At 73.8% G+C, this 26,986-nt stretch carries 17 protein-coding genes; 10 read left to right on the forward strand and 7 right to left on the reverse strand.

The features are described 5' to 3' along the window. The first annotated feature begins 67 nt into the window (after positions 1-67). From ACMATS_RS33655 to ACMATS_RS33685, 7 genes are all read left to right on the forward strand, one after another. The gene (locus tag ACMATS_RS33655; RefSeq protein WP_414170062.1) at positions 68-2,185 is read left to right on the forward strand and encodes a molybdopterin oxidoreductase family protein; all 2,118 of its coding nucleotides are present in this window, start codon (positions 68-70) and stop codon (positions 2,183-2,185) included. Next, entirely contained in the window at positions 2,182-3,372 is a 1,191-nt protein-coding gene (locus tag ACMATS_RS33660; RefSeq protein WP_414170063.1) for an NAD(P)/FAD-dependent oxidoreductase, read from the forward strand. The genes ACMATS_RS33655 and ACMATS_RS33660 overlap by 4 nt, the downstream gene beginning before the upstream one ends. Next, on the forward strand, positions 3,369-5,906 hold the full coding sequence (gene nirB, locus ACMATS_RS33665) for a nitrite reductase large subunit NirB (RefSeq protein ID WP_414170064.1): 2,538 nt from the start codon (positions 3,369-3,371) through the stop codon (positions 5,904-5,906). The genes ACMATS_RS33660 and nirB overlap by 4 nt, the downstream gene beginning before the upstream one ends. Next, the gene (nirD, locus tag ACMATS_RS33670) at positions 5,903-7,585 is read left to right on the forward strand and encodes a nitrite reductase small subunit NirD (protein ID WP_391153089.1); all 1,683 of its coding nucleotides are present in this window, start codon (positions 5,903-5,905) and stop codon (positions 7,583-7,585) included. The genes nirB and nirD overlap by 4 nt, the downstream gene beginning before the upstream one ends. A 182-nt stretch (positions 7,586-7,767) precedes the next feature. Beyond that, a complete protein-coding gene (locus tag ACMATS_RS33675; RefSeq protein WP_390775600.1) occupies positions 7,768-8,613 on the forward strand; it encodes a DUF4142 domain-containing protein in 846 nt (281 codons plus the stop codon). Positions 8,614-8,721: 108 nt separating this feature from the next. After that, positions 8,722-9,510, forward strand: coding sequence for a thioesterase II family protein (locus tag ACMATS_RS33680; RefSeq protein ID WP_414170065.1), 789 nt, complete (start codon positions 8,722-8,724; stop codon positions 9,508-9,510). 49 nt (positions 9,511-9,559) lie between these two features. Next, positions 9,560-10,615 carry a hypothetical protein gene (locus ACMATS_RS33685; RefSeq protein WP_414170066.1) on the forward strand — a complete coding sequence of 352 codons (1,056 nt, stop codon included), beginning with the start codon at positions 9,560-9,562 and terminating at the stop codon, positions 10,613-10,615. A gap of 229 nt (positions 10,616-10,844) precedes the next feature. Here the strand turns inward: ACMATS_RS33685 and ACMATS_RS33690 are convergent, their stop codons facing one another. The 3 genes from ACMATS_RS33690 to lanL all read right to left on the reverse strand — a co-directional run bounded on the left by ACMATS_RS33690 (position 10,845) and on the right by lanL (position 16,073). After that, positions 10,845-11,702, reverse strand: coding sequence for a helix-turn-helix transcriptional regulator (locus ACMATS_RS33690; protein ID WP_390775597.1), 858 nt, complete (start codon positions 11,700-11,702; stop codon positions 10,845-10,847). A gap of 177 nt (positions 11,703-11,879) precedes the next feature. Further along, entirely contained in the window at positions 11,880-13,112 is a 1,233-nt protein-coding gene (locus ACMATS_RS33695; RefSeq protein WP_414170067.1) for a lanthionine synthetase C family protein, read from the reverse strand. 162 nt (positions 13,113-13,274) lie between these two features. Next, the gene (lanL, locus tag ACMATS_RS33700; RefSeq protein ID WP_414170068.1) at positions 13,275-16,073 is read right to left on the reverse strand and encodes a class IV lanthionine synthetase LanL; all 2,799 of its coding nucleotides are present in this window, start codon (positions 16,071-16,073) and stop codon (positions 13,275-13,277) included. A 181-nt stretch (positions 16,074-16,254) separates the two neighbouring features. Between lanL and ACMATS_RS33705 the strand changes: the two genes are divergently transcribed. Further along, complete coding sequence (locus ACMATS_RS33705) at positions 16,255-17,823, forward strand: carboxylesterase/lipase family protein (RefSeq protein ID WP_414170069.1); 1,569 nt, start codon at positions 16,255-16,257, stop codon at positions 17,821-17,823. Positions 17,824-17,908: 85 nt separating this feature from the next. Here ACMATS_RS33705 and ACMATS_RS33710 read toward each other — a convergent pair whose 3' ends face one another. From ACMATS_RS33710 to ACMATS_RS33720, 3 genes are all read right to left on the reverse strand, one after another. Next, complete coding sequence (locus tag ACMATS_RS33710; RefSeq protein WP_414170070.1) at positions 17,909-19,717, reverse strand: M4 family metallopeptidase; 1,809 nt, start codon at positions 19,715-19,717, stop codon at positions 17,909-17,911. 276 nt (positions 19,718-19,993) lie between these two features. Next, positions 19,994-20,443, reverse strand: coding sequence for a gamma-glutamylcyclotransferase family protein (locus ACMATS_RS33715; RefSeq protein ID WP_390775592.1), 450 nt, complete (start codon positions 20,441-20,443; stop codon positions 19,994-19,996). Between the two features lie 47 nt (positions 20,444-20,490). Next, positions 20,491-21,768: a streptophobe family protein gene (locus ACMATS_RS33720; RefSeq protein WP_414170071.1), complete on the reverse strand. Its 1,278-nt coding sequence runs from the start codon at positions 21,766-21,768 to the stop codon at positions 20,491-20,493. A gap of 408 nt (positions 21,769-22,176) precedes the next feature. Between ACMATS_RS33720 and ACMATS_RS33725 the strand changes: the two genes are divergently transcribed. Both ACMATS_RS33725 and ACMATS_RS33730 read left to right on the forward strand, forming a co-directional pair. Further along, positions 22,177-23,025 (forward strand): DUF6777 domain-containing protein, encoded by an 849-nt coding sequence (locus ACMATS_RS33725; protein WP_414170072.1) that lies wholly within the window; start codon positions 22,177-22,179, stop codon positions 23,023-23,025. A gap of 11 nt (positions 23,026-23,036) precedes the next feature. Further along, positions 23,037-23,876 (forward strand): DUF998 domain-containing protein, encoded by an 840-nt coding sequence (locus tag ACMATS_RS33730; RefSeq protein WP_414170073.1) that lies wholly within the window; start codon positions 23,037-23,039, stop codon positions 23,874-23,876. A gap of 79 nt (positions 23,877-23,955) precedes the next feature. Here the strand turns inward: ACMATS_RS33730 and ACMATS_RS33735 are convergent, their stop codons facing one another. Next, entirely contained in the window at positions 23,956-26,808 is a 2,853-nt protein-coding gene (locus tag ACMATS_RS33735) for a glycosyl hydrolase (protein ID WP_414170074.1), read from the reverse strand. Positions 26,809-26,986: the final 178 nt, after the last annotated feature.

The raw sequence follows: 26,986 nt of genomic DNA on the forward strand, positions 1-26,986 counted from the left end.
TGAACTGTACGGACGGGGTAACACCGGGGTCTTGCCGCCGGAACACGGACCCGTGACGCTTCTCGGCATGACCACTCCGCCGTCGGGGACGGCCGACACGCACTGCCCGTACTGCTCCCTCCAGTGCGGCATGCGCCTGCGGCCGTCCGCAGAGGCGCCCGCTCCCGTGGAGGTCGAGGAACGCCCGGACTTCCCCGTCAACCGGGGCGCGCTGTGCGGCAAGGGCCGCAGCGCCCCCGCGGTCCTGGCCGCCCACGCCCGCCTCACCGCGCCGCTGGTCCGTGACGCGCACACCGGGCAACTGCGCGCAGCGGGCTGGCCGGAGGCGCTCGACCGCGCGGCCGAGGGGTTCGTCGCCGCCGCGCGCCGGTACGGGCCCGACGCGGTGGGCGTGTTCGGCGGCGGCGGGCTCACCAACGAAAAGGCCTATCTGCTGGGCAAGTTCGCACGCGTCGCCCTGCGCACCGCCACCATCGACTACAACGGGCGGTTCTGCATGTCCTCCGCGGCCGCCGCGCAGCGCGCCGCCTTCGGGCTCGACCGGGGCCTGCCGTTCCCGCTGGAGGACATCCCCCGCGCGGGGTGCGTCGTGCTCGTCGGCAGCAACCTGGCAGACACCATGCCGCCCGCGGTGCGCTACCTGCGCGAACTGCAGGAGGCCGGCGGCACGGTGATCGCCGTCGACCCCCGCCGCACCCGCACCGCCGCCCTCGCCGACCTGCACCTGCAGCCCGCCCCCGGCACCGATCTCGCGCTGGCCCTCGGCCTGTTGCACCTCGTCGTCGCCGAGGGGCTCGTCGACGAGGAGTTCGTGGCCGCCCGCACCACCGGGTACGAGGCGGCACGCGCCGCGGCCATGGCGCACTGGCCCGAGCGCGTCGAACACCTCACCGGCGTGCCCGTGGACCGGATGCGCCGCGCCGTCGAGCTGTTCTGCGGCACACCGGACCGCACCGGCATGGTGCTCACCGCCCGCGGCGGCGAACAGCACAGCAAGGGCGTCGACACCGTCGGCGCATGGATCAACCTCTGCCTGGCCACCGGCCGCGCCGGCCGCCCCGCCGCCGGGTACGGCTGTCTGACCGGGCAGGGCAACGGCCAGGGCGGCCGCGAACACGGGCAGAAGGCCGACCAGTTGCCCGGCTACCGCTCGATCACCGACCCGGCGGCCCGCGCCCACGTCGCCGCGGTGTGGGGCGTGGACCCCGCCGACCTGCCCGGTCCCGGGTGCAGCGCCTACGAACTCCTGGACACCCTCGGCACCCCGGGCGGGGCCCGGGCGCTGCTGCTCATGGGCTCCAACCCCGTCGTCTCCGCGCCGCACGCGCAGCACGTCACCGAGCGCCTGCGGGCCCTGGACCGCCTGGTCGTCTGCGACGTGGTGCTCTCCGAGACCGCCGAGCTCGCCGATGTCGTCCTGCCCTCCGCCCAATGGGCCGAGGAGGACGGGACCATGACGAACCTGGAGGGCCGGGTGATCCTGCGCCGGGCCGCCCTGGCCCCGCCCCCGGACGTCCGCACCGACCTGGAGATCCTGCGCGGACTCGCCGAACGGCTCGGCGTGGCCCAGGGCTTCCCCGCCGATCCGCAGGAGGTCTTCGAGGAGCTCCGGGCGGCCTCCGCCGGGGGCCAGGCCGACTACTCCGGCATCACCTACGAACGGATCGCGGCCGAGGACGGCGTCTTCTGGCCGTGCCCCGCGAGCGGCCCCGGGGAGCCCGAACACCCGGGCACCCGGCGCCTGTTCCTCGACCGCTTCGCCACCCCCGACGGCCGGGCCCGCTTCGCCGACGTCTCGCACCGGCCCGCCGCCGAGGAGCCCGACGCCGACTATCCGCTCCGGCTCACCACGGGCCGGGTGCTCGCCCAGTACCAGAGCGGCGCCCAGACCCGCCGCACCCCGGCCCTCGCGGAGGCAGCGCCCGGCCCGTTCGTCGAACTGCACCCCCGCCTCGCGGCCCGCCTCGGTGTCACCGACGGCGACGGGCTGACCGTCGTCAGCAGGCGCGGCCGCGTCACGGCACCGGCCCGGCTGACGGCCGCGATCCGGGCCGACACCGTGTTCATGCCCTTCCACTGGCCCGGCGAGGGGCGCGCGAACACCCTGACCAACCCGGCGCTCGACCCGGTGTCGCGGATGCCCGAGTTCAAGGTGTGCGCGGTGCGCGTGGAGAAGGCCTCTTGACCGCCCGCCGCATCGCCGTCGTCGGCGCCGGCATGGCCGCCGCCCGCCTCGCCCGGCAACTGCACTTCCACGCCCCGGACGCGGACCTGGAGATCACGCTCTACGGGCAGGAGCCCCACGCCCCCTACAACCGCGCCCTGCTCGCCGGCGTCCTCACCGGACGGTACGCGCCGGACACGCTGGCACTGCCCGCCGGCGGGGCCGTCGTCCGCACGGGCACCGACGTCGTCGCGCTCGACCCGGCCGCCCGCACGCTGCGCACCGCCACCGGGGAGACGGCCGCCTACGACACCCTCGTCCTGGCCACCGGGTCCGCACCCGTACTGCCGCCCGTGAGCGGCCTGTTCGCCCCCGGCGGCCGGGCACTCCGGCCGGGCGTCCACGTGCTGCGCACCCTGGACGACTGCGCCGGGACCGTCCGCGACGTGCGGGCCGCCGGGCGGGCCGTCGTGCTCGGCGGGGGAGTCCTCGGCGTCGCCGCCGCCCAGGCCCTGGCCTCCCTCGGGTGCGCGGTGCGGCTCGTCCACCGCGCACCGCACCTGATGGGGCGTCACCTCGATGCGCAGGCCGCGGCCGTCGTGCGCCGCACCCTCGAAGCCGCGGGCGTCGACGTCCTCACCGGCATCCACACCATGAACGTGCCGGAGGACCGGCCGGTCCTCCTCGCCTGCGGGGCCCGGCCCCGCACCGGCCTGGCCCGCGCCGCCGGACTCGCCGTGCGCACCGGCGTCGTCGTCGACGACACCCTGGCCGCCTCCGTACCCGGGGTGTTCGCGATCGGCGACTGCGCCGAGCACCGCGGCACCGTCCACGGCCGCGCCGAACCCGCCTGGGACCAGGCCGACGTCCTCGCCGCCCTGCTCTCCGGCGCCCGGCCGCAGGCCCGTTACCCCGGCTCGCCCGCCCGGCTCCGGCTCTCCGCCGGCCCTCTGCAGGTCGCCGCCTTCGGCGACATCGCGGCCCCCGGGCCGCACACGGACACCATCCGGCTCTCCGACGCCACCCGCGGCACCTTCAGGAGCCTCGCCCTGCGCGACTCCCGCCTCGTCGGCGCGGTGCTCGTCGGAGACCTCTCCACCGTCGGCGATCTCGCCGACGCCGTGGCGCACGGGCAGCCGCTGCCGCCCGACCCCCTGTACCTGCTCAGGGCCGCATCCGCCGCCCCCGCCGAAGGAGTTCTCGCATGAGGGACCCCAGCGACCCCCGCCCCCGCCTCGTGCTCGTCGGCCACGGCATGGTCGGCCAGCGCTTCCTCCAGGCGCTCACCGACCGCGGCCCGCTCGGCCACCGCGTCACCGTGCTCGCCGAGGAGCCCCGGCCCGCCTACGACCGGGTGCACCTCACCTCGTGGTTCTCCGGCACCACGGTCGAGGAACTCTCCCTGTGGCCCGCGGACTTCGCCGCTGCGCACGGCATCGAGCTGCACCTGGGCGACCCCGCCACCGCCGTCGACCGCGACCGCCGCACCGTCACCACCCGCTCGGGGCGGACCGTCGCCTACGACACCCTCGTCCTGGCCACCGGCTCCGCCCCCTTCGTGCCGCCCGTCCCCGGGCACGACCTCCCCGGCTGCTTCGTCTACCGCACCCTGGAGGACCTGGAGGCCATCCGCGCCCGGGCGGAGCACCCCGGGGTCACCACGGGCATCGTCGTCGGCGGCGGGCTGCTCGGCCTGGAGGCGGCCGGAGCCATGCTGGCCATGGGCCTGACCACCCATGTCGTCGAATGCGCGCCCCGGTTGATGGCCGTCCAGGTCGACGAGGGCGGCGGCGCCGCGCTCCGCCGCGAGATCGAGAACATGGGCGTGACCGTCCGCACCGGCACCACGGGGGAGGCCGTCGAGGCGGGCCCCGACGGCTCCGCCGGCCGGATGGTGCTGTCCGACGGCGATTCCCTCGACGCCCAACTCGTCGTCTTCGCCGCAGGCGTACGCCCCCGTGACCAGCTGGCCCGCGACTGCGGGCTGCCCGTCGGCGAACGCGGCGGCATCGTCGTGGACGCCGCCTGCCGCACCGCCGACCCGCACATCCTCGCCATCGGCGAGTGCGCCCGGGCCGCCGACGGGCGCGTGTACGGGCTCGTCGCCCCCGGCTACGCCATGGCCGAGGCCGCTGCCGCCGAACTCACCGGCGGCCGGGGCAGCTTCACCGGGGCCGACACCTCCACCCGGCTCAAACTCCTCGGCGTCGAGGTCGCCGCCTTCGGCGACCCGCACGGCACCGGCGACGGCGTCCTCGAAGTGCTCTACTCCAACAGCCGCGAAGGCGTCTACAAGAAGCTGTGCATCGACCCGGAGGGCCGGCTCGTCGGCGGCGTCCTCGTCGGCGACGCCGACTCCTACGACCTGCTGCGCCCGCTCGCCGCCACCGGCAACCCGCTCACCATCCCGCCGGAACAGCTCGTGCTGCCCACATCCGCCGGGCCGGCCGCGGCGGGCCGGGCGTCCCTGCCGGACGAGGCGGTGATCTGCTCCTGCCACAACGTCACCAAGGGCACCCTGTGTTCCGCCGTCACGGACGACGGCTGCACGGACGTCCCGTCGGTGAAGCGGCTCACCAACGCCGGCACCGGCTGCGGTTCCTGCACGAAGGCGCTGGAGCGCATCGTCGGCGAGGCACTCGGCCCGCAGGCGTCCCGGCCACGGGGGCTGTGCGAGCACTTCGACCGCACGCGGGCCGAACTGTACGAGATCGTCCGCGTCAAGGGCATCACCACCTTCTCGCGCCTGATCGACGAGCACGGCCGGGGCGAGGGCTGCGACGTCTGCAAGCCCGTCGTCGCCTCGATCCTCGCCTCCCTCGGCAACGGCCACGTGCTGGACGGCGAGCAGGCAGCGCTGCAGGACACCAACGACCACTTCCTCGCCAACCTCCAGCGCAACGGCTCCTATTCGGTGGTGCCGCGGGTCCCCGGCGGCGAGATCACCGCCGCCGGGCTCATCACGATCGGCGAGATCGCCCGGGACTTCGGGCTCTACAGCAAGATCACCGGCGGGCAGCGGATCGACCTGTTCGGCGCCACCGTCGACCAGCTCCCGCAGATCTGGCGCCGCCTCGTGGACGCCGGCTTCGAGTCCGGCCACGCCTACGGAAAGGCCCTGCGGACCGTCAAGTCCTGTGTCGGGCAGACCTGGTGCCGCTACGGCGTGCAGGACTCGGTCGGCCTGGCCATCGAACTGGAGCTGCGCTACCGCGGCCTGCGCGCCCCGCACAAGCTCAAGGCCGCCGTCTCCGGCTGCGCCCGCGAATGCGCCGAGGCGCAGAGCAAGGACTTCGGCGTGATCGCCACCGCCCAGGGCTGGAACCTCTACGTCGGCGGCAACGGCGGCACCACACCGCGCCACGCCGACCTGCTCGCCGCCGGCCTCGACCGCGCCACCCTGCTCCGCACCATCGACCGGTTCCTGATGTTCTACATCCGCACCGCCGACCGCCTGGAGCGCACCGCCCCCTGGCTGGAACGGCTGGAGGGCGGGCTGGACCACCTGCGGGCCGTCGTCATGGACGACTCGCTCGGCATCTGCGCCGAACTGGACGCCCTCATGGACCGCCACGTCGAGACCTACGAGGACGAGTGGCGGGCCACCCTCGACGACCCCGAACGGCTGCGCCGCTTCGTCTCGTTCGCCAACGCACCGGGAACGCCCGATCCCACCGTGCGCTTCGTGCCCGAGCGCGGGCAGATCCGCCCCGCCACGGCGGCGGAGGTGGCGGCGCGATGAGCACACGGACGGTCGAGATCGACGCGGGCGCCGGCTGGCGGACCGTGTGCGGCTACGACGAACTGCAGCCCGGGCGCGGGGTGACCGTGCTCGTCGACGGCCACCAGGTGGCGCTCTTCCGCGACCGCGCGGGCGAGCTCTACGCGGTCGGCAACCAGGACCCGTTCAGCGGGGCCCACGTCATCTCCCGGGGCATCCTCGGCAGCCGGGCCGGCGTGCCGGTGGTCGCCTCGCCCATGTACAAGCAGGCCTTCGACCTGCGCTCGGGGGCCTGCCTGGACGAGGACGGCGCCACCGGCGCCGCCCCGGCCGCGCTGCCCGTCTGGCCGGTGCGCATCACCGAGGCTCCCGCACCGCGGCCGCACCGCATCACGGACTGGCGGCCGGAGGACCCGGTCTTCTGGGAGACCACCGGAGCCCGCACCGCCCGGCGCAACCTGGTGCACTCGGTGCTCTGCGAGCACATCGGCTTCTCCGTGTGGAGCCTGTGGTCGGTGCTGGTCCTCTTCCTCGGGCCCGAGTACGGCATCGACCCGGCCGGCAAATTCCTCCTCACCGCCGTGCCGACCCTGGCGGGCTCGGCGCTGCGGCTGCCCTACACCGTCGCGGTGGCCGTCCTCGGCGGCCGCACCTGGACCGTCGTCAGCGCGCTCGTCCTGCTCGTCCCCACCGCGCTGACCGCCTGGGTCCTGCACCCCGGCGTCTCCTACACCACGCTCCTCGCCGTCGCGGCCGTCGCCGGGGTCGGCGGCGGGAACTTCGCCTCCTCCATGGCCAACATCAACTCCTTCTACCCGCAGCGCCTCAAGGGCCGCGTCCTCGGCATCAACGCGGGCGGCGGCAACCTCGGCGTCCCCGCCGTCCAGCTGCTCGGACTCGCCGTCCTGGCGACCGCGGGCGCCGCACACCCCCGCATCCTCCCGCTCCTCTACATCCCGCTCATCGCGGCCGCGGCCGTGGCGGCGTACCTGCGCATGGACGACCTGGCCCATGTGCGGCCCGCCGGGCGCCCGCTGCGCGAAGTGACCCGCAACCCGCACACCTGGCTGGTCTCCCTCCTCTACATCGGCACCTTCGGCTCGTTCATCGGCTTCGGCTTCGCCTTCGGGCAAGTCCTGCTGGTGCAGTTCCCCGACGCCTTCCCGACCCCGGTGCGGGCCGCCTCGCTGACCTTCCTCGGACCCCTGCTGGGCTCGCTCGCGCGGCCCGTCGGCGGCTGGCTGGCGGACCGGTGGGGAGGGGCCCGGGTCACCTTCTGGGCCTTCGCCGCCATGGCCGCCGGCACCCTGCTCGTCCTGGCGGCCTCGCAGCACCACTCCCTGCCGCTGTTCCTGACGGGCTTCGTGCTGCTCTTCGTCCTCAGCGGCCTCGGGAACGGCTCGACGTACAAGATGATCCCCGGCATCTTCCGCGCCGAGGTGCGCCGCCGGGCCGCTGCGGGAACGGACACGCGGGCCGCGGAGGAACGGTCCCACCGGCACGCGAGCGCCCTGATGGGCATCGCGGGCGCGGTCGGCGCGTTCGGCGGAGTGATCGTCAACGTCGCCTTCCGCCAGGCGTTCCTGGACAGCGGAACCGGAGAGGCGGCCTACGCGGCCTTCCTCGCCCTCTACCTGCTCTGCCTCGCCGTCACCTGGGCCGGCTACCTGCGGCCGGCCCGCCGGACGGCCGGAGTCTGAGGCCGGCGGCGGGGCATCCAACACCAACGGCCCCGCCGCCGCCACCGGGATCTCCCCCTTCGCTGCTCCAATGGGGCGACTGGAGGCGTGCGGCGCGCGGACGCCGGGCGCGGCCGGGCAGGCATCTGCTCTGCGTGGGGCGTCGATCGGCACGCCCCGTCGAGCAAAGGGAGCAGCGAAAGATGCGCATGCCACACCGGGTGACCACGGCGGTTGCGGCCCTCGTCCTGGCCGGGGCGTCTGCGGGCACGGCACTGGCCACGGAGTGCCAACGCGACGAAGCCTTCCTGAAGAACTTCCACCGGGGCAACGAGGCCCAGATCGCGGCGGGCAAGGACGCCATGCGGAACGCCGTGTACCGGTGCACGCGGGACGCCGGCAAGATGATGGTGATGAACCACGAGAAGATCGACAGGATCATCCGTGACATCGCCCACCGGCAGGACGTGTCCCTGCCCACCGACATCCCGGCCGAGCAGCAGGCGGCGCTCAAGACACTCAGGGCGAACGCCCGCACCAAGACGTACGACAAGATGTGGCTGGCCGCCGAGGAGGTCGGGCACATGCAGACGATGACGCTGCTCGACGACGAGATCTCCAACGGCCAGGACCCGGCCTCCCGCGACGCGGCCCGCGACGCGCGGCCGGTCGTCGCCCGGCACCTCGACGTGATCCACAAGTGTATGAAGAAGGCGGACCCGTCCAAGAGGGACACCGCCAAGAAGGACCCGGTCAAGATGGCCCCGGCCAAGAAGGGCTCCGGCAAGAAGGGTGCCGGGAAGAAGGGGACCAACAAGATGAGCCCGGCCAAGAAGAGCCCGGCCAAGAAGGATGCGGTGAAGAAGGACCCGGCGAAGAAGATCCGGGTGAAGGAGCTCACCGCGGCCGGGCCGGCGGACCCGCAGCAGGCGACGACGAGCGAGGCCGCCACGCCGGAGGCGGGCACGCCGGACATGACCGGCAACGACGTGGCGAAGCTGAGTGCGCATCATCACCACCACAAGGGCCACAAGAACAAGCGGCACTGACGCCGTCCGGCCGGGCGGCCGACGGGCGGTTCCCGCCGCGGGCGGGGCCGCCCGTCGCCGTTCCCACGCGCCTTGACGCCCTTCGAACGGCTCGTGCAGAGTTGATCAGTGAGCACGACCGACGCCGTCATCCGCCCCCGGCCCGTCCCGGACCCCCGCCTGCGCCTCTTCGTCCTGCACCACGCGGGCGCCTCGCACGTCCCCTACCGCGCCTGGGCCGGCCACCTGCCGCCCGAGTGGGAGCTGTGCCTGCTGGAGGCCCCCGGCCGGGGCACCCGCCGCGGCACGCCGGCCCGCACGGCGGGCGACCTCGCCGGCATCCTCCTGGAGGACGTCCGGCCCTGGACGGACCGGCCCTACGCGGTCTTCGGCCACAGCATGGGCGCCATCGCCGGCTACGAACTGACCCTCGCCCTCCGCGACCACGGCCTGCCGCTGCCGTGCTGGCTGGGCCTCTCCTCCGCCCGGGCGCCCGAACACCACCCGCGCCGCGACGGGCGCCGCTTCGACCTGCCCGATGCCGAACTGCGCTCCGTCATCCTGGAGATGGGCGGCACGCCGCGCGAGGTCCTGGAGGAGCCCGGACTCTGGGGCTACCTCGAACCCATCCTGCGCGCCGACCTGCAGCTCGTCGACACCTGGCAGCCCCGCACCGGGGCCGTGCCGCTGCCCGTGCCGCTGTCGGTGTTCTCGGGCGCCGCCGACAAGGGCGCCCTGCCGCACCTGATGGACACCTGGGCGGCGCACACCAGCCGGTTCGCGGGCGCGCACGTCCTGGACGGCGGGCACTTCTACTTCCAGCCCGACCCGTCCGCCCTGATCCACCGGATCGTCACCGACATCCGAGGGAATTCTGTTCCTGGTGGGGAACCATTCCCTGTGGAAGGCACTCTCTGAGGCCGAAGGTGCACAGTCGTACGGACAACTCGCATGCGGGGAGCACGGGATGACGCACAAATTCGCGCAACAACGGCCGTCGTCGGCACTGCGGTCCGCCGCGAGACCGGCCGTGGTCCTGACCGCCGGACTGGCCCTCCTCATGAGCGCGGCCGGAGCCGGACAGGCGGCCGACGGCCGGGCGGCGCAACCGGGCTGCGGGGCCCTCGCCGGCCGGGCGCCCCTGCCCGCGGCCGCGCCGGCCCCCGACACGAAGGCCGTCGGGAACGCCGCACAGAAGATCTCCTACGGCCTGGCGCCCGAACTGCCCATCGGCCTCTGGTCCTCCTCCTCCGTCACGCTGCGCACGCCCGTCCGGAAGGGGACGGTGCGGCTGGACGTCGACAGCCGCGGCTTCAGCACCGACTCCCTCGTCGTGCAGCGCTACGTGCCCGCGACCCGCACCTGGACGGACCTCAGGACCGGCCCCGGCGGCGGCAGCGCGCCGACCCACGGCGTGTTCACCTTCCCCGTGACCACGTCCGCGGACGCCCGCCACCCGCAGACGGTGGCCCTGCGGCTCCAGGACCTCGACCGCCCGGGCACGCTCTCCGTCACCGCCTCCGTCGACGACGGCCGCGGCCACACCTACCGGGCCCCGGCCCGCACGGCCACCGCGACCCGCCCGGCGACGACGGTCACGGGCTGGCCGGCCAAGGGCGTCACGCTGACGCGGGGCGGAGCGGCGCGCCCGTTCACGCTGACCGTCAAGAACACCACCGGCCGGACGTATCCGGCCGTCGGCGTCGCGTACTTCGCGTACGGGGCGGGCAGGAGCCACGCCCTGCGCCCGGCCGACCTGGTCGTCCAGCAGTACCGCGCCGGGCACGGCTGGGAACGGATCCCGCTGGTGGCCAACGGCTGCGACCCCGGGATGAGCGCGTCCCTCCGCCCGGCGTCCCGGTCCGTCGCACCGGGGGCGACGGCCGAGTACCGGCTGCGGGTCGCGGTGGCCCGCACGGCCCCGGCGGACGTGACAGCTGGGGAGTCAGGCATCGCCGTGTCGAACGGCGACCAGTCCTTCTCCTCGCAGGAACTGCCCTTCGCGATCGGTGCGGGGAAGTAGGGGCGGAGCCGCCCAGAGCCTGTCCGGCGGATCTTCGTGCCCCGTCAGGGGCGCGGGGAACTGCGCGACCAGCCCCCACCGGCCGGCAGCCGACGCACTACCCCAGGGGTTCTGGGCGAAGCCCCGACAACCTCGACTGCGGGCGCGTCGTGGCCGTTCGCGCAGTTCCCGGCGCCCCTGACGGGGCGCCCGGCGGCGGACACCCGCCGGTGCCCGCCGCCGGCCGGGGCTAGGGGAGGGGTACGGCGAGGGAGTGCCTCGTGCCGTACTCCTGCAGGGCGGGCAGTCTGGCTGTCGTTGCGCTGTCCGACGGCATGGAGGTGAACAGCTTCATGCCCGGGGACTCCAGGGCCTCCAGCATCACGTAGTCGAACGTGAGGCTGCCGAGCTCGGGGTGCCGGAACTCGCGCTGGGTCGAGTGGAATTCCGCGATGTCGTGTTTGTCCCACCAGTCGCGGAACTCCGGGCTCGACTCGCGCAGTTCGCCCGTGATGCGTTCCAGGTACGGATCGCCGATGCGCTGCCGGGAGTCCGCCCGGAACTGTGCCAGCAGCGATTGGGCCTGTCCCGCCCAGTCGGCCATCAGGGTGCGCATGCCGGGGTCGCCGAACGTCAGCCGGATGAGGTTGCGTTCGGCGGCCGGCAGGCGGCCCGGGTCGCCGATGAGGCCGGCCATGGAGCGGTTCCAGGCCACCAGGTCCCAGTTGGCGTCACTGAGGTAGGCCGGATGCGGGTCGAGGGCGTCCACGAGCTTCTGCAGCGCGGGCGTGGGAACAACTGCCGGACAGGGGTATTCCAGCAGTGGCTCGTCGGCCAGCGCGTACAGATGGCGTCGCTCGTCCCTGTTCAGTTGCAGGGCGCGGGACAGGCTCTCCAGGACCTGGCGGCTCACGGTGATGTCGCGGGCCTGTTCCAGCCAGGTGTACCAGGTGACGCTCACCCCCGAGAGCTGGGCGACCTCCTCGCGGCGGAGGCCGGGGGTGCGGCGGCGGGAGCCGCCCGGAATGCCGACGTCCTCGGGGGTGATCCGGGCCCGGCGGGACCGGAGGAACTCCGCTAGGGCGCGGCGTCGTTCAAGGTCAGCCATCAAACCCCCGTCTCGCGAGGGCCGGCGGGGGGTATGGGTGGTGGTCCCGATAGTAGTGGTGTCGATACCAGCATAATCGGTCACTGTACGCGACAGCTTCCCTGTCGGAGGATCAAGAACGTCAGCCCGGGTCCTTCCGCTACAGGGGTGCGGAAGGGCCCGGGGGCACCCCTCCTGCTAGGCCAGGAGCAACACCCGGTCCCAGGTGGGGGCGTTGCGGGTGGTGGCGGCGAGGAGAGCGAGCACCACGCCCGCCGCACCTTCCAGAAAGCCGGGGCCGTCCTGGGCGAACCCGCCGCCGCGATCAGCGCATTGTGACAGTTGAACGGTCAGTTCAACTGCAGCGCGGGCGAATTCCGGATCTCCCGTGTCGTGTGCGAACCGCAACGTGATCTGCAACAGGCCGGCCAGGCCGTGGCACAGGCCCGGCGTCGTACCGGCCGCGCGCCGTGCGGCCGGTCTGCGGAGTGCGGCCTTCACCGCTCGTACCGCCAGGGCCTGCAGGGCCGGATCGTCGAGGGCCGTGCCCGCCAGCCAAACGGAACGAGCCACTCCGGGGCTGCCGTAGCACCACGAACTGTGCGGTGCGGGAGTGGAATTCAAGATTCCGGTCACTCCTGCGAGATCCGGCCAGTCGGGCCCCCATGCGTCGTCGATCCGCTGCATCAGGAGCCGGTCCACCACCCGGCGGACGGCCTCCTCCTGGCCCGGCACCCGCATACCGTCCGCCATCGCCAGCGACAGCAGCGCCAGGGGACCGGCCATGCCGTGCGAGAGCCCGCAGTTGAGCGCGCCGCGCGGGAACCGGCTGCGCTGCTCGTCGTCGCGCAACGCCTCGACGGGCGTGAACCAGTGCGGCACTCCGGCACGTTCGCCGCTTAGTGTCACCAGGGCGGTGAGCACCGCGCGCAGCGCCCCGGCCGCCGCCGGGTCGTCCCCGGCCCGGCCCAGCAGGTGGGCCCCGGTCCCGGTGAGACCGGAGATCACGTCGAAGATGCGGTACGGCACGCCGTGCACGCCGCCGGTGCCGCGCGCGGCCTGCCCGGTCGCCGCGGCGGCGATCCGTGCGTCCAGGTCGGTCAGCAGGTCTTGGTGACGGTCCGTCAGGGAGCACGCTGCGAACGCCGGTCCGGACAGACCTCCGTACAGGCCGGGTCCGGTCGTTCCGGTGCTCGCGGCGCCTGCGGCCGCCGCGGTGAGATAGCCGTCGGCCATGGCACCCCAGCCCTCCCCGGGCCGGTACGTGTCCAGCTGGTGGTACGCGAGGGCCAGCCCCGCGCCGCCCCCGGCCAGGTCGGGGCGCACACGGGCGGGCGTCGCGCGGGGCGGCCCGGCCAGTGCGGCGACGAGACGGAGAGCCGCTTCGGCCGACTTGCCGGACACTGCAGGCGTCCACTGTCTGTCGCCCAAGTCGCCTTCTCCTGCGAAGGGTGCGAAGGGACGGGTGAAGGGCCGGTCGTGCTGCTGGCGCCCGCTGCACGACCGGCCGTCGGATGTCGCGCCTGACGTCAGCAGAGGCGCGTGTAATGCCCTGTGCAGTAGTCCGTACAGTCGTAGCTGGTGTGCGCGGTGTCACAGCACATCACGGGCTCCAGCGTCAGTTCGTCCGTCTCCGGGAGCTCCTGGAGTTCGAGGACCTGGGTCTCCATGGATCACTTTCCCTTCCGGTCTGTGTCTTCGGTTGTCTTCTCCGCCGGCGGAGGTCACGGGGGTGTCGGCGAACCAGGAGCGGCCGCCGCCGCTCCTGAGCCGCAGAAGGAAGTCCAGTACGCCGGCCGACCCGACGTTGTAACTCGCGCAGACGTCACGCATCGTGTCGTCCGGCACCACGAGCAGGCCGTCCCGCAGCACGGCCCGGACGGAGACGCAGAACGCGGACTCGGCCGCCCACCGCCGGTAGCGCTGCTCCCCGGTCGCATCGGCCAGGTCCAGCAGCAACTCGGCGTTGCCCGCGACCCCGTGACAGGTGCCGGGCGGGAGCCGCCAGCGGTCCCGGTGCACGGCGACGGCCGCCCCCTCGGCATGCTCGCGGAACGCCCGCTCGCCGGTGGCCTGCCACAGGCGTACGAGGAAGGAGCCGACCCCGGAGGTGCCGTTGCACCAGAAGTTCAGCCCCATGCGTTCGCTGCGGCCCGGCCCCTTCGGCCAGTCGGCGGCTCCGTCGTCGTGCCACCGGGCCACCGCGCACAGCGCGTGTCCGCCGCCCGCCGCCACGTCGACCAGATCCGGGCGGCCGAGAGCGCGGCCCGCGGCGAGCAGGAAGGCGGCGTTCCCGGCCACCCCGTGCCCGTAGCCGTACAGCGCCGAGCCTGCAAGGTCGTTGCGATGCCCGGGCCCGGCGAGCCAGTCCACCCCGCTGCCGGTGCGTCCCGTCAGGCCGATCACCGACTCCGCGCATTCCACGGTCCGTTCGGCGAACCGTTCGTCGCCGGTGGCGCGCCACAGGTGCAGTTGTGCCGTCCCGGCTCCGGCCAGGCCGTGGCAGAGGTCCGGGTCGTGCCACCGGAGCGGAATCCGCAGGGCGTACTCCAGCGCCCGGTCCGCCATGTCCTCGTCACCGAGGGTCCGCGCCGCCTCGTACCACGCCCACGCCGCGCCGGAGCGGCCGAAGTACAGACCGGGCAGCACCCGGCCGGGCAGGGCGAGCCGCCGGTCGAGCCACTGGGCGGCCTTCCGCAGAGCGGGTTCGGCCGCGTGCCGTCCGTTGCGCACGGCGCGGTCGAGGACGGCCAGCACACCGGCCGCGCCCATCTGGACGTTGCACGGATCCCCGTACGGCAGCGAGAGGGGGCGCGGCCACAGGTATGCGGCAGCCGGATCCATCGTGTCCGACAGGTGGGCCAGCCCGTCGTCGATCAGCCGGTCGGCATCGTCGTCCCGCAGCACCGGCCCGTCGGACACCGGCAGTTCGCCGTGCTCCTCCCGGAGGAATGCGGCCGCCTGCGACAGCGGCCAGCGCTGCCCGGCGTCCGTGGTCAGACCGAGCAGCAGCGGGGCGAGCGCCCGGAGCGCCGGGTACGCGGGAGCCGCAGCGGTGACGAGGGCGGCGATGCGTTCCCCGGCAGGTCTGCCCGGGCCGGGCGAGTCCGGGCACAGGACGGGGCTGATGCCGGTGGTGACGTGCAGGAGCGTGGCGCCCAGGCTGAAGCAGTCGGCCTCCGGCCCGGGCACGGGGACCGGTCCGCCGGAGTGCTCGTGCGGCCCTTCCAGGTACTCCGGCGCCGTGAAGCCCTGTGTGCCCGCGACACGGGCCGAACTGCCCGCCTCGGCCGTGCACTCCATGTCGACGAGGACGGGCGTACCGTCGGCCCGCATCACGATGTTGCCGGGTTTGAGGTCGCGCAGGACCAGGCCCGCGGCGTGCACCTCGCCGACGATCCGGGTCAGATCACGGGCCAGGGAACGGGCGACGGGCAGCGGGATCCGGCCGTTCCCCTGTCGCAGGGCATCGACGGCCCACTGCTGGAGGCTCGGCCCGTCGATGAGGTCCTGGACGAGGAACACATGTCCCCCGGACTCGAACACGTCCCGTGCGGCCGGGGTGACACCCTGCGGCGCGAGCCGGTGGAGGACATCCGCCTCGTGACGCAGCCAGTCCCGGGCGTCGCGCCCGTGCAGATCGGCCCCGATGTGCGGCCGGGCCTCCTTGAGCAGCACGTCCTCGCCGACCTGCCGGTCGTGCGCGCGGTAGACGCCACCGCGGTTGGAGTGCCGGATCGCCTCCCTGACCAGATAGCGGCCGGCGAGGAGCACGGGTCCGCCGCGCCGGCGCCCCGCACGCTCCGTAGGTGCGGCGGGCGGAAACGGCGGCACGGCCCACGGGGGAGGTGAGAACCAGGGGTTCCGCTCGTCCGGCAGCAGCGTGCCGTCGGGGGCCTCCAACCGCCCTTCGTAGAAGCCCTCGTCGTTCAGCTCGCGCGGGCTGCTGAAGCAGCCGTAGCGGTAGTGCACCAGGCTGTCCGCCCGATAGCGCCGGTCCGACAGGATCGCCGGACCCGCAAGCCCGGCCGTCGCCCGGTGCAACTGCTCGGCCAGGAGGCGCAGATGGTCGTCGTCGGAGGGATAGGCGGTGAGGAACTTGCCCGACTGCGACCGGTCCGCCCGCACCGCGGTGAGCTCGGCGGCGTTCCTCGGGGTGGCGGCGAACTTGAAGGCGCATCCGTGCTCCACCAGCACCCCGGCCGCCTGCTCCAGCACCCGCGGTGCCGAGAGGGGAGTGGCCGACACATGCAGTTTCCAGCCCTGCCGGCGGCGGGTGTGCCGGGGAGGGGTGACCATGCACCAGAAGTCCCCGTCCAGCATGCGCCAGGTGGAGGTCTGGCCCGAAGTGTGAAGGATCTGAGCAACGATGTGCCGGTATCCCGAAGCCACGCGCACAGAGTGGCACAGCAGCGGATCGGAGGGGAGAGCTCCGCCCTCCCTCGAATCGGGGATGGCGTGACATCACCGGTGCCGCGATGCTGGGTCACGGTCCGTGTGCGGCATGCAGGGGAGGGGGGCCGTCGTGTTCCTGTGGAACAGGTCCCGGCGGGGCAGGCGCGTCGGAGTCGTCATGGCGGTGCTCGTGGCCCTGGGCGGAGCAACGGCCCTGCCCGCGGCCGCCGGTGCCGGCGGTGGTGGTCCGGACGACTGCCGGACGGTGACGTCGCAGGGCGCGGTGCAGGGCACGGTCCGCGGCGGCACCTGCGCCTATCTCGGCGTGCCGTACGCCGCCGCGCCCACCGGGTCCCGGCGCTTCCGCCCGCCCGCGCCGCCCGCACCCTGGCGGGGGACGCTGCGTGCCGACGCCGCGAAGCCGCCGTGCCCGCAGGACTTGAGCGACGGGGACGGCCGTGGTGACGAGGACTGTCTCCACGTGAACGTCTGGGCCCCGCGGACGCGCGGGGCGCACAGGCCCGTCATGGTGTTCCTGCACGGCGGCGAGAACGTCATCAACAGCGCGAGCGATGCGATGACCGACGGCGCCGCCCTCGCCGCGCGCGGCGACGCGGTCGTCGTCTCGGCCGACTACCGGCTCGGCATCCTGGGCTGGACGGAACTCGGCTCGCTGGACCGCTCGTACGCGGGCTCCGGGAACAACGGGCTGCGCGACGAGGCCGCCGCCCTCGGCTGGGTGCGCGAGCAGGCCGCCGCCTTCGGCGGGGACCCGCGCAACGTCACGGTCTTCGGACAGTCGGCGGGCTCGGTGTCCATCAACGCCCTCCTGGCCGGTGACCGTCCGGAGCGGCTGTTCCGCCGGGCCGTCACCGAGAGCGGGCCCGGCTACCTGGTGCACACCCGGCGCTCGGCCGAGTCCGCCGCCCGGCGCGTCCTCACCGTGGGAGGCATCCACCGGGTGGCCGACCTCGACGCGCTGGACACCCGGCAGATCCTGGAGCTCCAGCGCACGGCGCGGGCAGCGGCACCGGGGCTGGCCGGCGCCGTCTTCTTCGGGCCGTACGTGGACGGTTCGCTGGTGCCCGGCCAGGTGCTCGACCGCGTCGCGGCGGGCAGCGCCCGGAACGTCGACGTGATGACCGGCAGCAACACCGACGAGTCGGACTTCTGGGCCCTGTTCCGGCCGGACGTCCTCAAACTGCCGCTCAGCGGCTACAAGGTCTTCCCCGCCCCGCTCGCGGCGCGCAAGCAGCAGATGTACGACGTCTACGCGGCCGACCGCCCGGGGCTGGCCGAGGGCCGGGTGGTGAACGCCATGCTCACCGACCAGATCTGGCGGATCCCCTCGGTCAGGCTGGCACAGGCCCAGTCCCGCTGGCGCCCCTCGTACGTCTACCAATTCGACTGGCACGTGCCGTACGCGAAGGGCGTGCCGGACGCGCAGAATCTGGGCGCCATGCACCAGTTGGAGCTGCCGTTCGTCTTCGGCACGCTCGACCTGGGCTGGATCCCGCGCGGCACGGAGACCCTGGCGGCGCAGCGGCCGGAGCTCACCCGGCTGTCACAGGCGATGATGGACGCCTGGTCGTCGTTCGCCCGCACGGGAAGCCCGGGTTGGCGCGCGTATCGGGGTACGGACCGTGCCACCAGGTTCTGGGACCTGAAGCCGGAGGTACGCAGCGCGCCGAGGGACAACGAACGGGCGTTGTGGGACGGTTACGCGTTCCCGGGGTGGGAGTCTTAAACGGAACCCCCTAAACGGAAACCCCGCGCCTCGTAAGGGGCGCGGGGAACTGCGCGATCAGCCAAAAACGACCCGCACCCGAAGGTCAGCCCTTCGTGCCGCTCGGCGCATTGTCCGCGGTCACATTGACCGCAGCCCACGCCTTGTCCACGGTCTGGTACTCGGTGCTGCCCTGACCGTAGATGTCCGCAGCCGCCTGCAGGGTGGCCGTCCGCGCGTCGTGGAAGTCGGAGCTGGAGACCAGGTACCGGGTGAGCGCGCGGTAGAAGATCTGCTCGGCCTTGTCGCGGCCGATGCCGGTCACGGTCGAGCCGTCGGAGGTCGGGGAGTCGTAGGCCACGCCCCCGATGGTCTTCTGGCCGCTGCCCTCGGCGAGCAGGTAGAAGGCGTGCGAGGAGACGCCCGAACCCGCGTGCACCTCGCGGTCGTAGGAGCCGCTGTCCCAGGAGTCGACGGTGCCCTCGAGCTTGTCGAGCGAGGGGTGGTCGAGGCGGCGCAGGAAGGTCTGCTCCAGGCCGAGCTTCTCGCCGATGAGGTAGTTCGGCGGGTTCTGCGGGTTGTTCGTCTTGAACTCCACGGCGGTGCCGAAGATGTCCGCGAACGACTCGTTGAGGGAGCCCGCCTCGCCGAACTGGTTGCCCCGCGCGTCGGTGCGCGTGGGCTGGAAGTTGGCGGTGGCCTCGACCACGCCGTGGGTGAGCTCGTGACCGGTGACGTCCAGGGCCACCAGCGGCTGCTTGAACGTTTCTCCGTCCCCGTCGCCGTAGAGCATGCAGGAGCAGTCGGGCGACCAGAAGGCGTTGCCCACGTTGCTGCCGAAGTGGACGAGCGCGTGCGGGCCGGTGCCGTCGTTCTTGATGCCGTTGCGGCCGAAGACGCTCTTGTAGTAGTCGAAGGTGCTGGTGATGCCGTACTGGGCGTCCACCGCGGCGGTGTTGACGTCCGACGTGGTGCCGTTGCCCCACTTGTTGTCGGCGGTCGTCAGCTCCTTGCCGTTGGTGAAGGCCTCCAGCTCCTTCGAGCCCGCGTCGCGGGTCTCGGCGTTGCCGCGGGAGGGGTCCTTCAGGACGAAGGAGTTCTGACCGGTCTGGGTGGTGAGCAGAGGCACGGCGCCGACGAAGAACGAGGTGCCGCTGCCGGTCGCCGGGGCGGGGAAGCTGCCGGCCGTGGGCTTGGAGGGCTTCTTCGCCGGGGTCTTCGCGCCGGTGCGCGGGGCGGCCTGCTGGCCCAGGTCGCGGAGCTTGGCCTGGAGCTGCGGGGAGATGAAGCCGTCGGTGAGCGGGGTGTTGCTGAGTACCTTGCCCGAGGCGGCGTCGACGACCACCGAATGGGCGCTGCCGGCCTCGGCGTTGCGGCTGCCGGTGACGGTGACCTGGTAGGCCAGCACGCTCTTGCCCTCGCGGGCGTCGATGACCAACTGGGCGGAGCCCGCGGTTCCGTTGGCGGAGGCGGCGGCCTTGGCTGCGGCCTCGTGGGCGGCCAGCTTGGGCTTGACCGTGGGGACGGAGACGTCGTGGTGGACCGCGCGGCTCGCACCGGCGTACTTCTGCTGGGCGTCGAGGTGGACGACGACGTCGCCGCCGATCACGGGAACGCCCTTGTGGCTGCGCTCGAAGCGGACGTGCCGCTTGCCCTCGGGGTCGACGAGGGCGTCCTTGACGGTCAGCGTGTCGGCCTTGCTCACACCGGTGGCTCCGGCGTGGGCGAAGGCCGCGGCGCGGGCCGCCTTCACGAGCTGGGTCTCTGCGCTGCCGGTGGGCCGGGCCGAGGCCGTGGTCACCTTGGCCGCGGAGGCGGACGAAGGGGTGGCCGTGGCCGTGCCGGCCATGGTCGCCGCCGCGACGACGGCGACGGCGACGGCGACTATTCGTCTGTGTGTGGGGGTTGTACGCATGGGGTCTGCGCCCTTTGTCCTGGGCGGTCCGGGCAGGCCCGGACACGCGCAATGCACGGGGTGCCGTCACATCGGCACCACGGGGACCTGTGGTCCCGCCGAGGACAATGCCGCTTTGGCATGCACATGAAAAGAGGGAAAGGGTGACCTGTCCGGACAGTTGATCAACTGTTAACAAAGGACCAACAGCCCGTAACGAGCAGGCAACTTCCCGTTCCGTTGTCCCCCAAGACGGGTCAACCTCCCGGAAGGTTGCCGTCGTTCGGGAGGTGATCACTATGTGAGACGCGGCCCCGGCCAACTGCCCCCCGGCAGGGGCGTGCCCGACGCGCGCAGCTCCCGGGCCACCCGGTCCGCCGCCAGGTAGACCCAGGCGCGGACGGTTTCGGCGGTTGCGTCGGAGCCGGTGAGCTGCACCTCGCGCTCGACCCGGTCGTAGAGGCCGGCGGCGGGATCGCCCGGAACGTGATCCTCCAACGCGTCGAGCGCGGCGAGCACATGGCCGTAACCGGCCGGCGCGAGCGTGACCAGCTCGCCGAGCACCTCGCCCGCGGGATCGGCCACCGCGTACGGATAGCCCGGCCCCTCGTACAGCACCGCACCGCGCAGCCGTGCGGGCCGGACGGCGGTCGTGCGGCCCCGCAGGAAGAGGTCGTGGTTGCGCTGCCCGGGGCGCAGCGTGCCGTAGACGAAGACGGGCAACTGCCGGTGGTCCTGCGGGGTCACGTCGGAATCCCTTCGCGTACGCGGCACCGGGATCGCTCCGTCCGGTGTCAGGGACCGGCGCCCTCCCCCTCCACCTCCTCCTCGACTTCCCCGCGTCTGTTCACCCGTACCGCGAGCAGGCTCCCGAGCACTCCCGCCACGAGCCCCCACAGCACGCCCAGCCCCACCAGGTGCAGCAGGCGTGCACGCAGCCGCACTTCGCCGCTGCCGAAGCCGCCCAGGTCGCCGAGGCCCAGCAGGGACAGCCCGTAGCGGGCCGAGACCTTCGTCAGCAGGCCCACCACCAGCAGCGTCACGGCGAGGGCCGCCGCCAGGTGCACCGCGTGCTGCCAGGGCCGCGTGCGCGCGGGCGCGCGCACCGCCGCCAGGAACCCGGCCATGAGCAGGGCGAGCACGGCGAGGGCGACCAGCAGCCAGGCCCGGCCGTCGTGCTCGGCCAGCGTGGCGGCGTTCACCGTGGCCTCGCCCCGGTGCGGCTCGCGCAGGACCGCCCCGAGGGCGGTCGGTACCGGCAGCCCGATGCCGGCCGGCACATGGCCCGTCCAGGAGCCGCCGAGCCCGACGCCGAACGCCATCCAGGCCAGGTTCGGCAGGCCGAGCAGCAGCACCGCGCAGGTCTGCGCGCGGTGGCCGTGCGTGAAGAGGGTGACCACGCCGACGACGAGGCCCAGCGCGACGTACGCCAGCAGCACGGCGAGCAGCGCGAACGCCGCGGGCCGGATCGCGTCCTGGAAGGGCAGCAGCCGCGGCGGCAGCGGGGCCCGCCGGGACACCGCGAGGGCCACGGCGAGCAGGGCCGACAGCCACAGCAGGCCGAAGCCGAGGGTCGGGGCGAGGGCGGCCCGGAACCCCACGGCCGGGGTCACGCCCAGCGCCTCGCCGATGTCGTTGACGATGCCCCCGCCGATCCGCAGGGTGAAGGTGTGCCGGGCGGTCCGCGCGAGCAGCAGCAGGACCAGCAGCCACAGCACGGCCGTCCGGGCGACCCGGCCCAGCAGCTCCGCCCCGCCCGCCACCGCCCGGTGCCGCAGCGGGCGGAGGAAGACCGCGCCCGTCGCCAGGGCCCAGGCCAGCGTCACCGACAGTGGCACGGCCGTGAGCTCCGCGGCGGTGTGCCCGAAGAAGCCCGCGCCGCCGGTCAGTTCCACCGAGCCGCCGACGGCGGAGACCATCGTGGCGGCGACCACCGCCGGGAAGGCGCCGCCGGGCAGTCCGTCGGCGCCCGCGGCCCACAAGCCCGCCGCGGCGACGGCCGCCATCGCGGCCGTCCCGGCGGCCACGGCCGCGAGCGCCTCGCCCCAGGCACGCAGTGGTCCCGGGCTCATGGTGTCTCCGTCCTCCCGATGCGGGTGCGGCCAACCTATGCCCGGTGCCGGGCAGGCACCCGTGGGCGGAGGCGGTCGGGGGATTCCACCCCCGGTTGGCAGCGCCCCGTAAGGGGCGCGGGGAACTGCGCGACCGGCCACAGACGGCCTGCAGCCGACGCACCACCCTTGAGGTCCGGGGCGAAGCCCCGGGAATGTCGACCGCAGGCGCGTCGTGGCCGATCGCGCAGTTCCCCGCGCCCCTGACGGGGCGCCTGGTCGCGCCCACGCGGCGGAGCCGCATATGTGAACAGCCCCGCGCCCCTTACGGGGCGCCCCCGCTTGCGGGCCGCACAAAATGCGGGATCAATCGGGAATACGGTACAAAGCAGAATGAACCGGCTCCAGTACAGGAGATGAGACACGGCCGTGTCGTCCGAACCGCCGTCAGCACCCCGCCTCGCCGGCCGTACGCCGTGGTGGCGGTCCAGGACCGCCATCGTCACGGGCGTGCTGCTGGTGGCCGCCGCCCTCGCCGTCTGCTTCCTCCGCCAGGGCGGCGGCTCGGGAGAGGTCTTCCTGCAGGCCGCCTCGGCCGACGGCCAGGACCCTTTCACCCGTTCGACGGCCCGCAGCACCGGCCGGTACGCCTCCGTCATGGACGACGCCGGTGCCGCCGCGGCGGCCGGCGCCTCCCGCAGCCTGCCGGGGGCCACGCCCGGCCTCTACGCGGGCACCCGCAACGCGGCCGGCTGTGACGTCGATCAGCAGATCGGCTACTTCACCGAGAACCAGGGCAGGGGCCGTGCCTTCGCCGGCGCGGCCGGCATCGACCCGGACGCCATCCCCGCCTACCTGCACGGTCTCACCCCCGTCCACCTGCGCGCCGACACCCGGGTGACCGACCACGGCTACAAGGACGGCTCCGTCACCAGCTTCCAGTCCGTCCTGCAGACCGGCACCGCCGTCCTGGTCGACGACCGGGGAACGCCCCGGGTGCGCTGCGCCTGCGGCAACCCGCTGGGCCCGCCCGTCGCCGTCCAGGGCACGCCCCGGGCCCGGGGCGGCGCCTGGGACTCCTACGACCCGGCGAAGGTCGTCGTCGTCACGCCCGCCGAGTCGGTCCTGGACGCGATCGTGGTCCACGACCCCGCGAACGGCGGGTGGTTCGAGCGCCCGGTGGGCAGCAGCGGCGACAACGACAGCCGGGCGACACCGCCCAAGGGCGGCCTGCCCCCGGGCCCGTCGCACCCGCACACGCCGGGCCGGTCCCACTGAGCCGCGGGCCGATGAGCACACCGTCCCCCGCCTCCCGGCAGGCCTCCACCGCCACCGCCCGCCCGGCCTCCGCAACCGCCGGGCCGGAGGCCGCGGCCCGACGGCACGGGGACGGCGCGCGCGAGGCGTGGGCCGCGCTGCTGCTGACCGTCGCGGCGGTGGTCTACAACGACTGGCTGCTGGAGTTCGTCCTGCCCACCGGGCTGGACCCCCGGCACTCCTACGTCAGCGAGCTCTACGCGGCCGACCAGCGCTTCCGCCTGCTGTTCGGCAGCATCGAACTGGCCGCCGCGGCCCTCGTGATCGGCGGCGCGCTGCTGGCCCGCGGGCCGGCCCCCGGCCGGTGGTCGGCCGCCGGATGGTGGTCGCTGGTGGCCTTCGGCGTCTCGTCCGTCGCGGACGTCGTCGTGCCGATGCGCTGCGCGCCCTCGGTGGAGCGCGGCTGCGAGGCCGTCAACCCCTGGCACACCACCACCAGCGCCCTGGTGCACGCCGCGCTCTTCGCCTCGATGGCCCTGCTCGTCGTCGCGGCGCACACCGCCCGCCCCCCGATGCCGCTGGTCCGCCGCTGCGGGCCGTGGGTGCTCGCCGCCGCCCTGGGCACCGCGCTGGCCACGGTCGGGCCCCTCTTCGGCAGACCGGGCTGGCACGGGGTGCCGCAGCGGGCCCATCTGGTGCTCGTGGGCGTGTGGTTCGTGCTCCTCGCGACCACGCTGCGGTCCCCCGGCGGGGTGGCCTCCTGCCGTGAAGCGGCACCACGGCGCCCCGAAAGGGGCGCGGGGAACTGCGCGATCAGCCACGACGCGCCCGCAGTCGACGTCCCCGGGGTGCCGCCCCGGACCCCGGGGTAGTGCGTCGGCTGCGGGCCGGTGCGGGTTGCTCGCGCAGTTCCCCGCGCCCCTTCGGGTGCCGTGGTGCCGCTTCAGCGGTTCACCACAGCAAAAGGACCACCGGCCCATGCATCCCGTACGGCTGCCGCACCGTGCCCGCCTGCGACGGACTGGTAACGCGCAAGCGATTGCGCAGCGTCGTGGCCACCTCCACCGCGAGGGTGTTGCAGCCCGCCCCGAGCCGGCCGCCGAGGTCGACCACGGGCCGGGTCTGGTCGACGGGCGGCAGTTGCTCGCCGTTGAGGGTGACCCGGAACGTGCCGTGGATCTCGCCGAGGTCGAGCAGAGCGGTGCGCGGGCCGTTCTCGACGGTGAACTCCGTGGTGTACGTGCCGATCCCGGAGACGTCCTGCAACTCCGCGATCTCCGGCCACGGCTTGAGCGCGTCGAGGTGCAGTTCGTGCCGGACGTGCTCGGTCTCTGTCGCGGAGGCGCCCGGGCGCCAGTCGTCCACCGTCAGCCGCCAGGAGGCCAGTTCCTGCCGGCGGGCCCCGCCGGGCACGGCCGGGGTGCCCGCGGCGTCCAGGGGCGTGCCGGTGACGGGCCCGGGCGGGGTGTTCCGGCACAGGGCGACCAGGGCCGTCTGCCGCTGTGCCAGCCGGACGGTCACCTCGGTGCGGCCGGACTCGCGACCGTGGCAGGCCAGCGGGTGCACCTGCCCGGTCCAGGCGTCGAGGACGTACGGGCGCCCGCGCCCCTCCAGGGACATGCGCGTCTCGGCCTGTACGGAACCGGGGTTGAAGAACCAGTGCAGCTCCCGGTCGCCGTCCCGGCGGTGCACATGGAGCAGCTCGGCCCCGGTGGACGGCTCGGCGGACGGCCGCACGCCCAACTGCCGCAGTGCGCCCGGGACATCCGCCTCCGTGGCGACGTGCCGCACGCGCGGGTGGGCGAGCAGCCGCTGGACGGTCGCGCGCACCGCCGCGTCCGCGCGGTCGGCGTCGTGCGCGTACGGGGTGTGCTCCGGCGGGTCGCCGACGACGACCACGGCGAGCCCGGCCCGGGCGTAGGACAGGATGCGCTCGGCGGCCGGGGTGTCCAGCGCCTTCTGGCCGTCCAGGACGAGGGCACGGTAGCCGGGGCCCTGCGGTGCGAGGCGGCCGCCCCCGACCGTGGCCGACGGGAGGGCGAGGGGACCCGGTCCCACGAACTCGTAGCCGAAACCGGCCCGTTGGAGGCCGGTGTCGGGCCAGTGCTTCTGCCCGCCGACGTCCCAGTAGGCGTGCCGGTACACGGCGACGTCGACCTGGGCCCGCCCCGCGTGCAGGACCGACTGCTGGCGCGCCAGGTATCCGGTGATGTCGGGCATGTGGCGCCAGACCGGCTGCCGCGGTCCCCACGCCTCGGCGAAGCCGGGGACGTCCGGCCTGGGCGCGGCGAAGGGGGCCCAGCCGGGCCAGGCGGCCCCGGGGGCGTCGGCGTAGGCGAAGCCGTGGACGACTGCCTGGGCCACGCCGCCCGCGTAGTTCTGGTGGATGATCTCCAGCATGCGCTGCCAGGTCACCCCGTAGGCGTCCTGCAGGATCACCTCGGTGCGCGCGCCGATCTCGCTGGAGAGCGCGGCTCCGCCCGCCAGGTGGGCGCCGCCGGCCATGGCGCGGTAGGCGTCGATCTCGTCGGCGAAGAAGAGCTGTTCGGTCTCGGGCTGGTCGACGTGTGCCGCGGCCGAGGACATGTCCAGCACTGCGCCGTAGGAGACCTGGGCCCGGTGGCGCAGGCCCTGGGCGTGCGCCCAGGTGCGGATGCCGTCGAGGTGGTGGCGCTCGTAGAGCTCGGTCAGGGCCTGGTAGCAGTCGTTGCGCACGCGTGCCCCGAGCCCGCCGGGCAGGTCGAAGTCGGCGGGGCTGTCGGGCGTCACGGAGGTCAGGGCGCCCTGGAAGGTGTGCAGCCCCGGGATGAAGAGCACCGGCAGGAACGGGGTGAGGTCGTAGCCGCGCGAGGTGCGGAAGTGCGCGGCCATGCCCGGGGTCCAGGGCAGGGCGAAGGAGATCTCCAGGGAGTCCTCGAAGAGGTCGCCGCCCGTCTGTGCGAGCAGGCGGCGCACCGGCGGGGTGAGCAGGTGCTGTTCCCAGTAGCCGGTGACGGCCCGGGTGCCCTCGGCGCTGTAGTGGTCCACGACGTGGACGGTGCCGTCGGTCAGGCCGACGACCTGGCCGGTGCCGCGGTGCCAGAGGGAGAACAGCAGCCAGGTGCCGTCCCGGGGTGCGGTCCAGGTGATGCGGCCGTCGTGGACGTGCGCGGTGAGGTCGGTCAGCGAGCCCGGGTCCAGGAGGACGGTCCGGTCCGAGGCGCTGGAGCCCGGAGCGATCCGGGCGGCGGTGACGGCGGCGAGGGAGGCCTTGCCGGGGGTGCGAGGGCGGTGCAGCGGGCCGGACAGGTCGACCTCGATGAGCGGCGGCACGGCACCGTCGAAGACCGCGCCGCCCTCGACGACCGCCTTGCCGTACACGAGTTCCTGCGAGGCGGCCGCGCTGTCCGTGGTGAGGGAGGGCACGCCGGCGGGCCAGACGGGGCCGATGGTGAGGTCGACGGTGATGCCGTGGCGGCGGGCCGCGTCGAGGACCGTCTGCAGCTTGTGGTTCCACTCCGGCGTTCCCCAGCCGTACTTCGACTGGTCGACTCCGCGCGGGGCGAGCACGGCGACCTCCGCACCGCCGAGCCCTGCCTGCGCGATCGCCGCGACTTCGCGGTCGATTTCGGCGTCGTCCATGAGTGCACCCGGCATCCACCACCGTATCCGCGGCCGGAATCCGGACGGGGGACGGGCGAACGATCCCTTTTCCACCGGGGTGCGGGCGGCTGCCGGGGCGGCGGGTGCGGCGAGCGGCACCGCTCCGGCGACTGCGGCCGCCCCGGTCATCCGGACGAGTGTCCGGCGCGAAATGTCCACCATGAGGAAACCTTTCGGGAGGCCTTCCAAGAGGACGGGATCGTAACCTTGTTGACGGATTCTCACGCCGGACCGACCGGTTCCGCACCAAGCCTGCCAGGGAAGTGACCAATCGTCAGGTACGGACATTTCCACGGGGCGCGGCGGCCTCTATTCTCTCCAGTCCAGAGGCATTTCCGGC

Origin of the sequence: Streptoverticillium reticulum (assembly GCF_047456005.1) — a bacterium.
GTDB classification, from domain to species: domain Bacteria; phylum Actinomycetota; class Actinomycetes; order Streptomycetales; family Streptomycetaceae; genus Streptomyces; species Streptomyces reticulum.

Coding starts and splice junctions, on each gene's coding strand:
- ACMATS_RS33655 (WP_414170062.1), top strand. CDS start 68: ATGACCACTCCGCCGTCGGGGACGGCCGACACGCACTGCCCGTACTGC.
- ACMATS_RS33685 (WP_414170066.1), top strand. CDS start 9,560: ATGACGCACAAATTCGCGCAACAACGGCCGTCGTCGGCACTGCGGTCC.
- ACMATS_RS33720 (WP_414170071.1), bottom strand. CDS start 21,768: ATGAGCCCGGGACCACTGCGTGCCTGGGGCGAGGCGCTCGCGGCCGTG.
- ACMATS_RS33705 (WP_414170069.1), top strand. CDS start 16,255: ATGGCGGTGCTCGTGGCCCTGGGCGGAGCAACGGCCCTGCCCGCGGCC.
- ACMATS_RS33735 (WP_414170074.1), bottom strand. CDS start 26,808: ATGGTGGACATTTCGCGCCGGACACTCGTCCGGATGACCGGGGCGGCC.
- ACMATS_RS33675 (WP_390775600.1), top strand. CDS start 7,768: ATGCGCATGCCACACCGGGTGACCACGGCGGTTGCGGCCCTCGTCCTG.
- ACMATS_RS33730 (WP_414170073.1), top strand. CDS start 23,037: ATGAGCACACCGTCCCCCGCCTCCCGGCAGGCCTCCACCGCCACCGCC.
- nirD (WP_391153089.1), top strand. CDS start 5,903: ATGAGCACACGGACGGTCGAGATCGACGCGGGCGCCGGCTGGCGGACC.
- ACMATS_RS33690 (WP_390775597.1), bottom strand. CDS start 11,702: ATGGCTGACCTTGAACGACGCCGCGCCCTAGCGGAGTTCCTCCGGTCC.
- nirB (WP_414170064.1), top strand. CDS start 3,369: ATGAGGGACCCCAGCGACCCCCGCCCCCGCCTCGTGCTCGTCGGCCAC.
- ACMATS_RS33710 (WP_414170070.1), bottom strand. CDS start 19,717: ATGCGTACAACCCCCACACACAGACGAATAGTCGCCGTCGCCGTCGCC.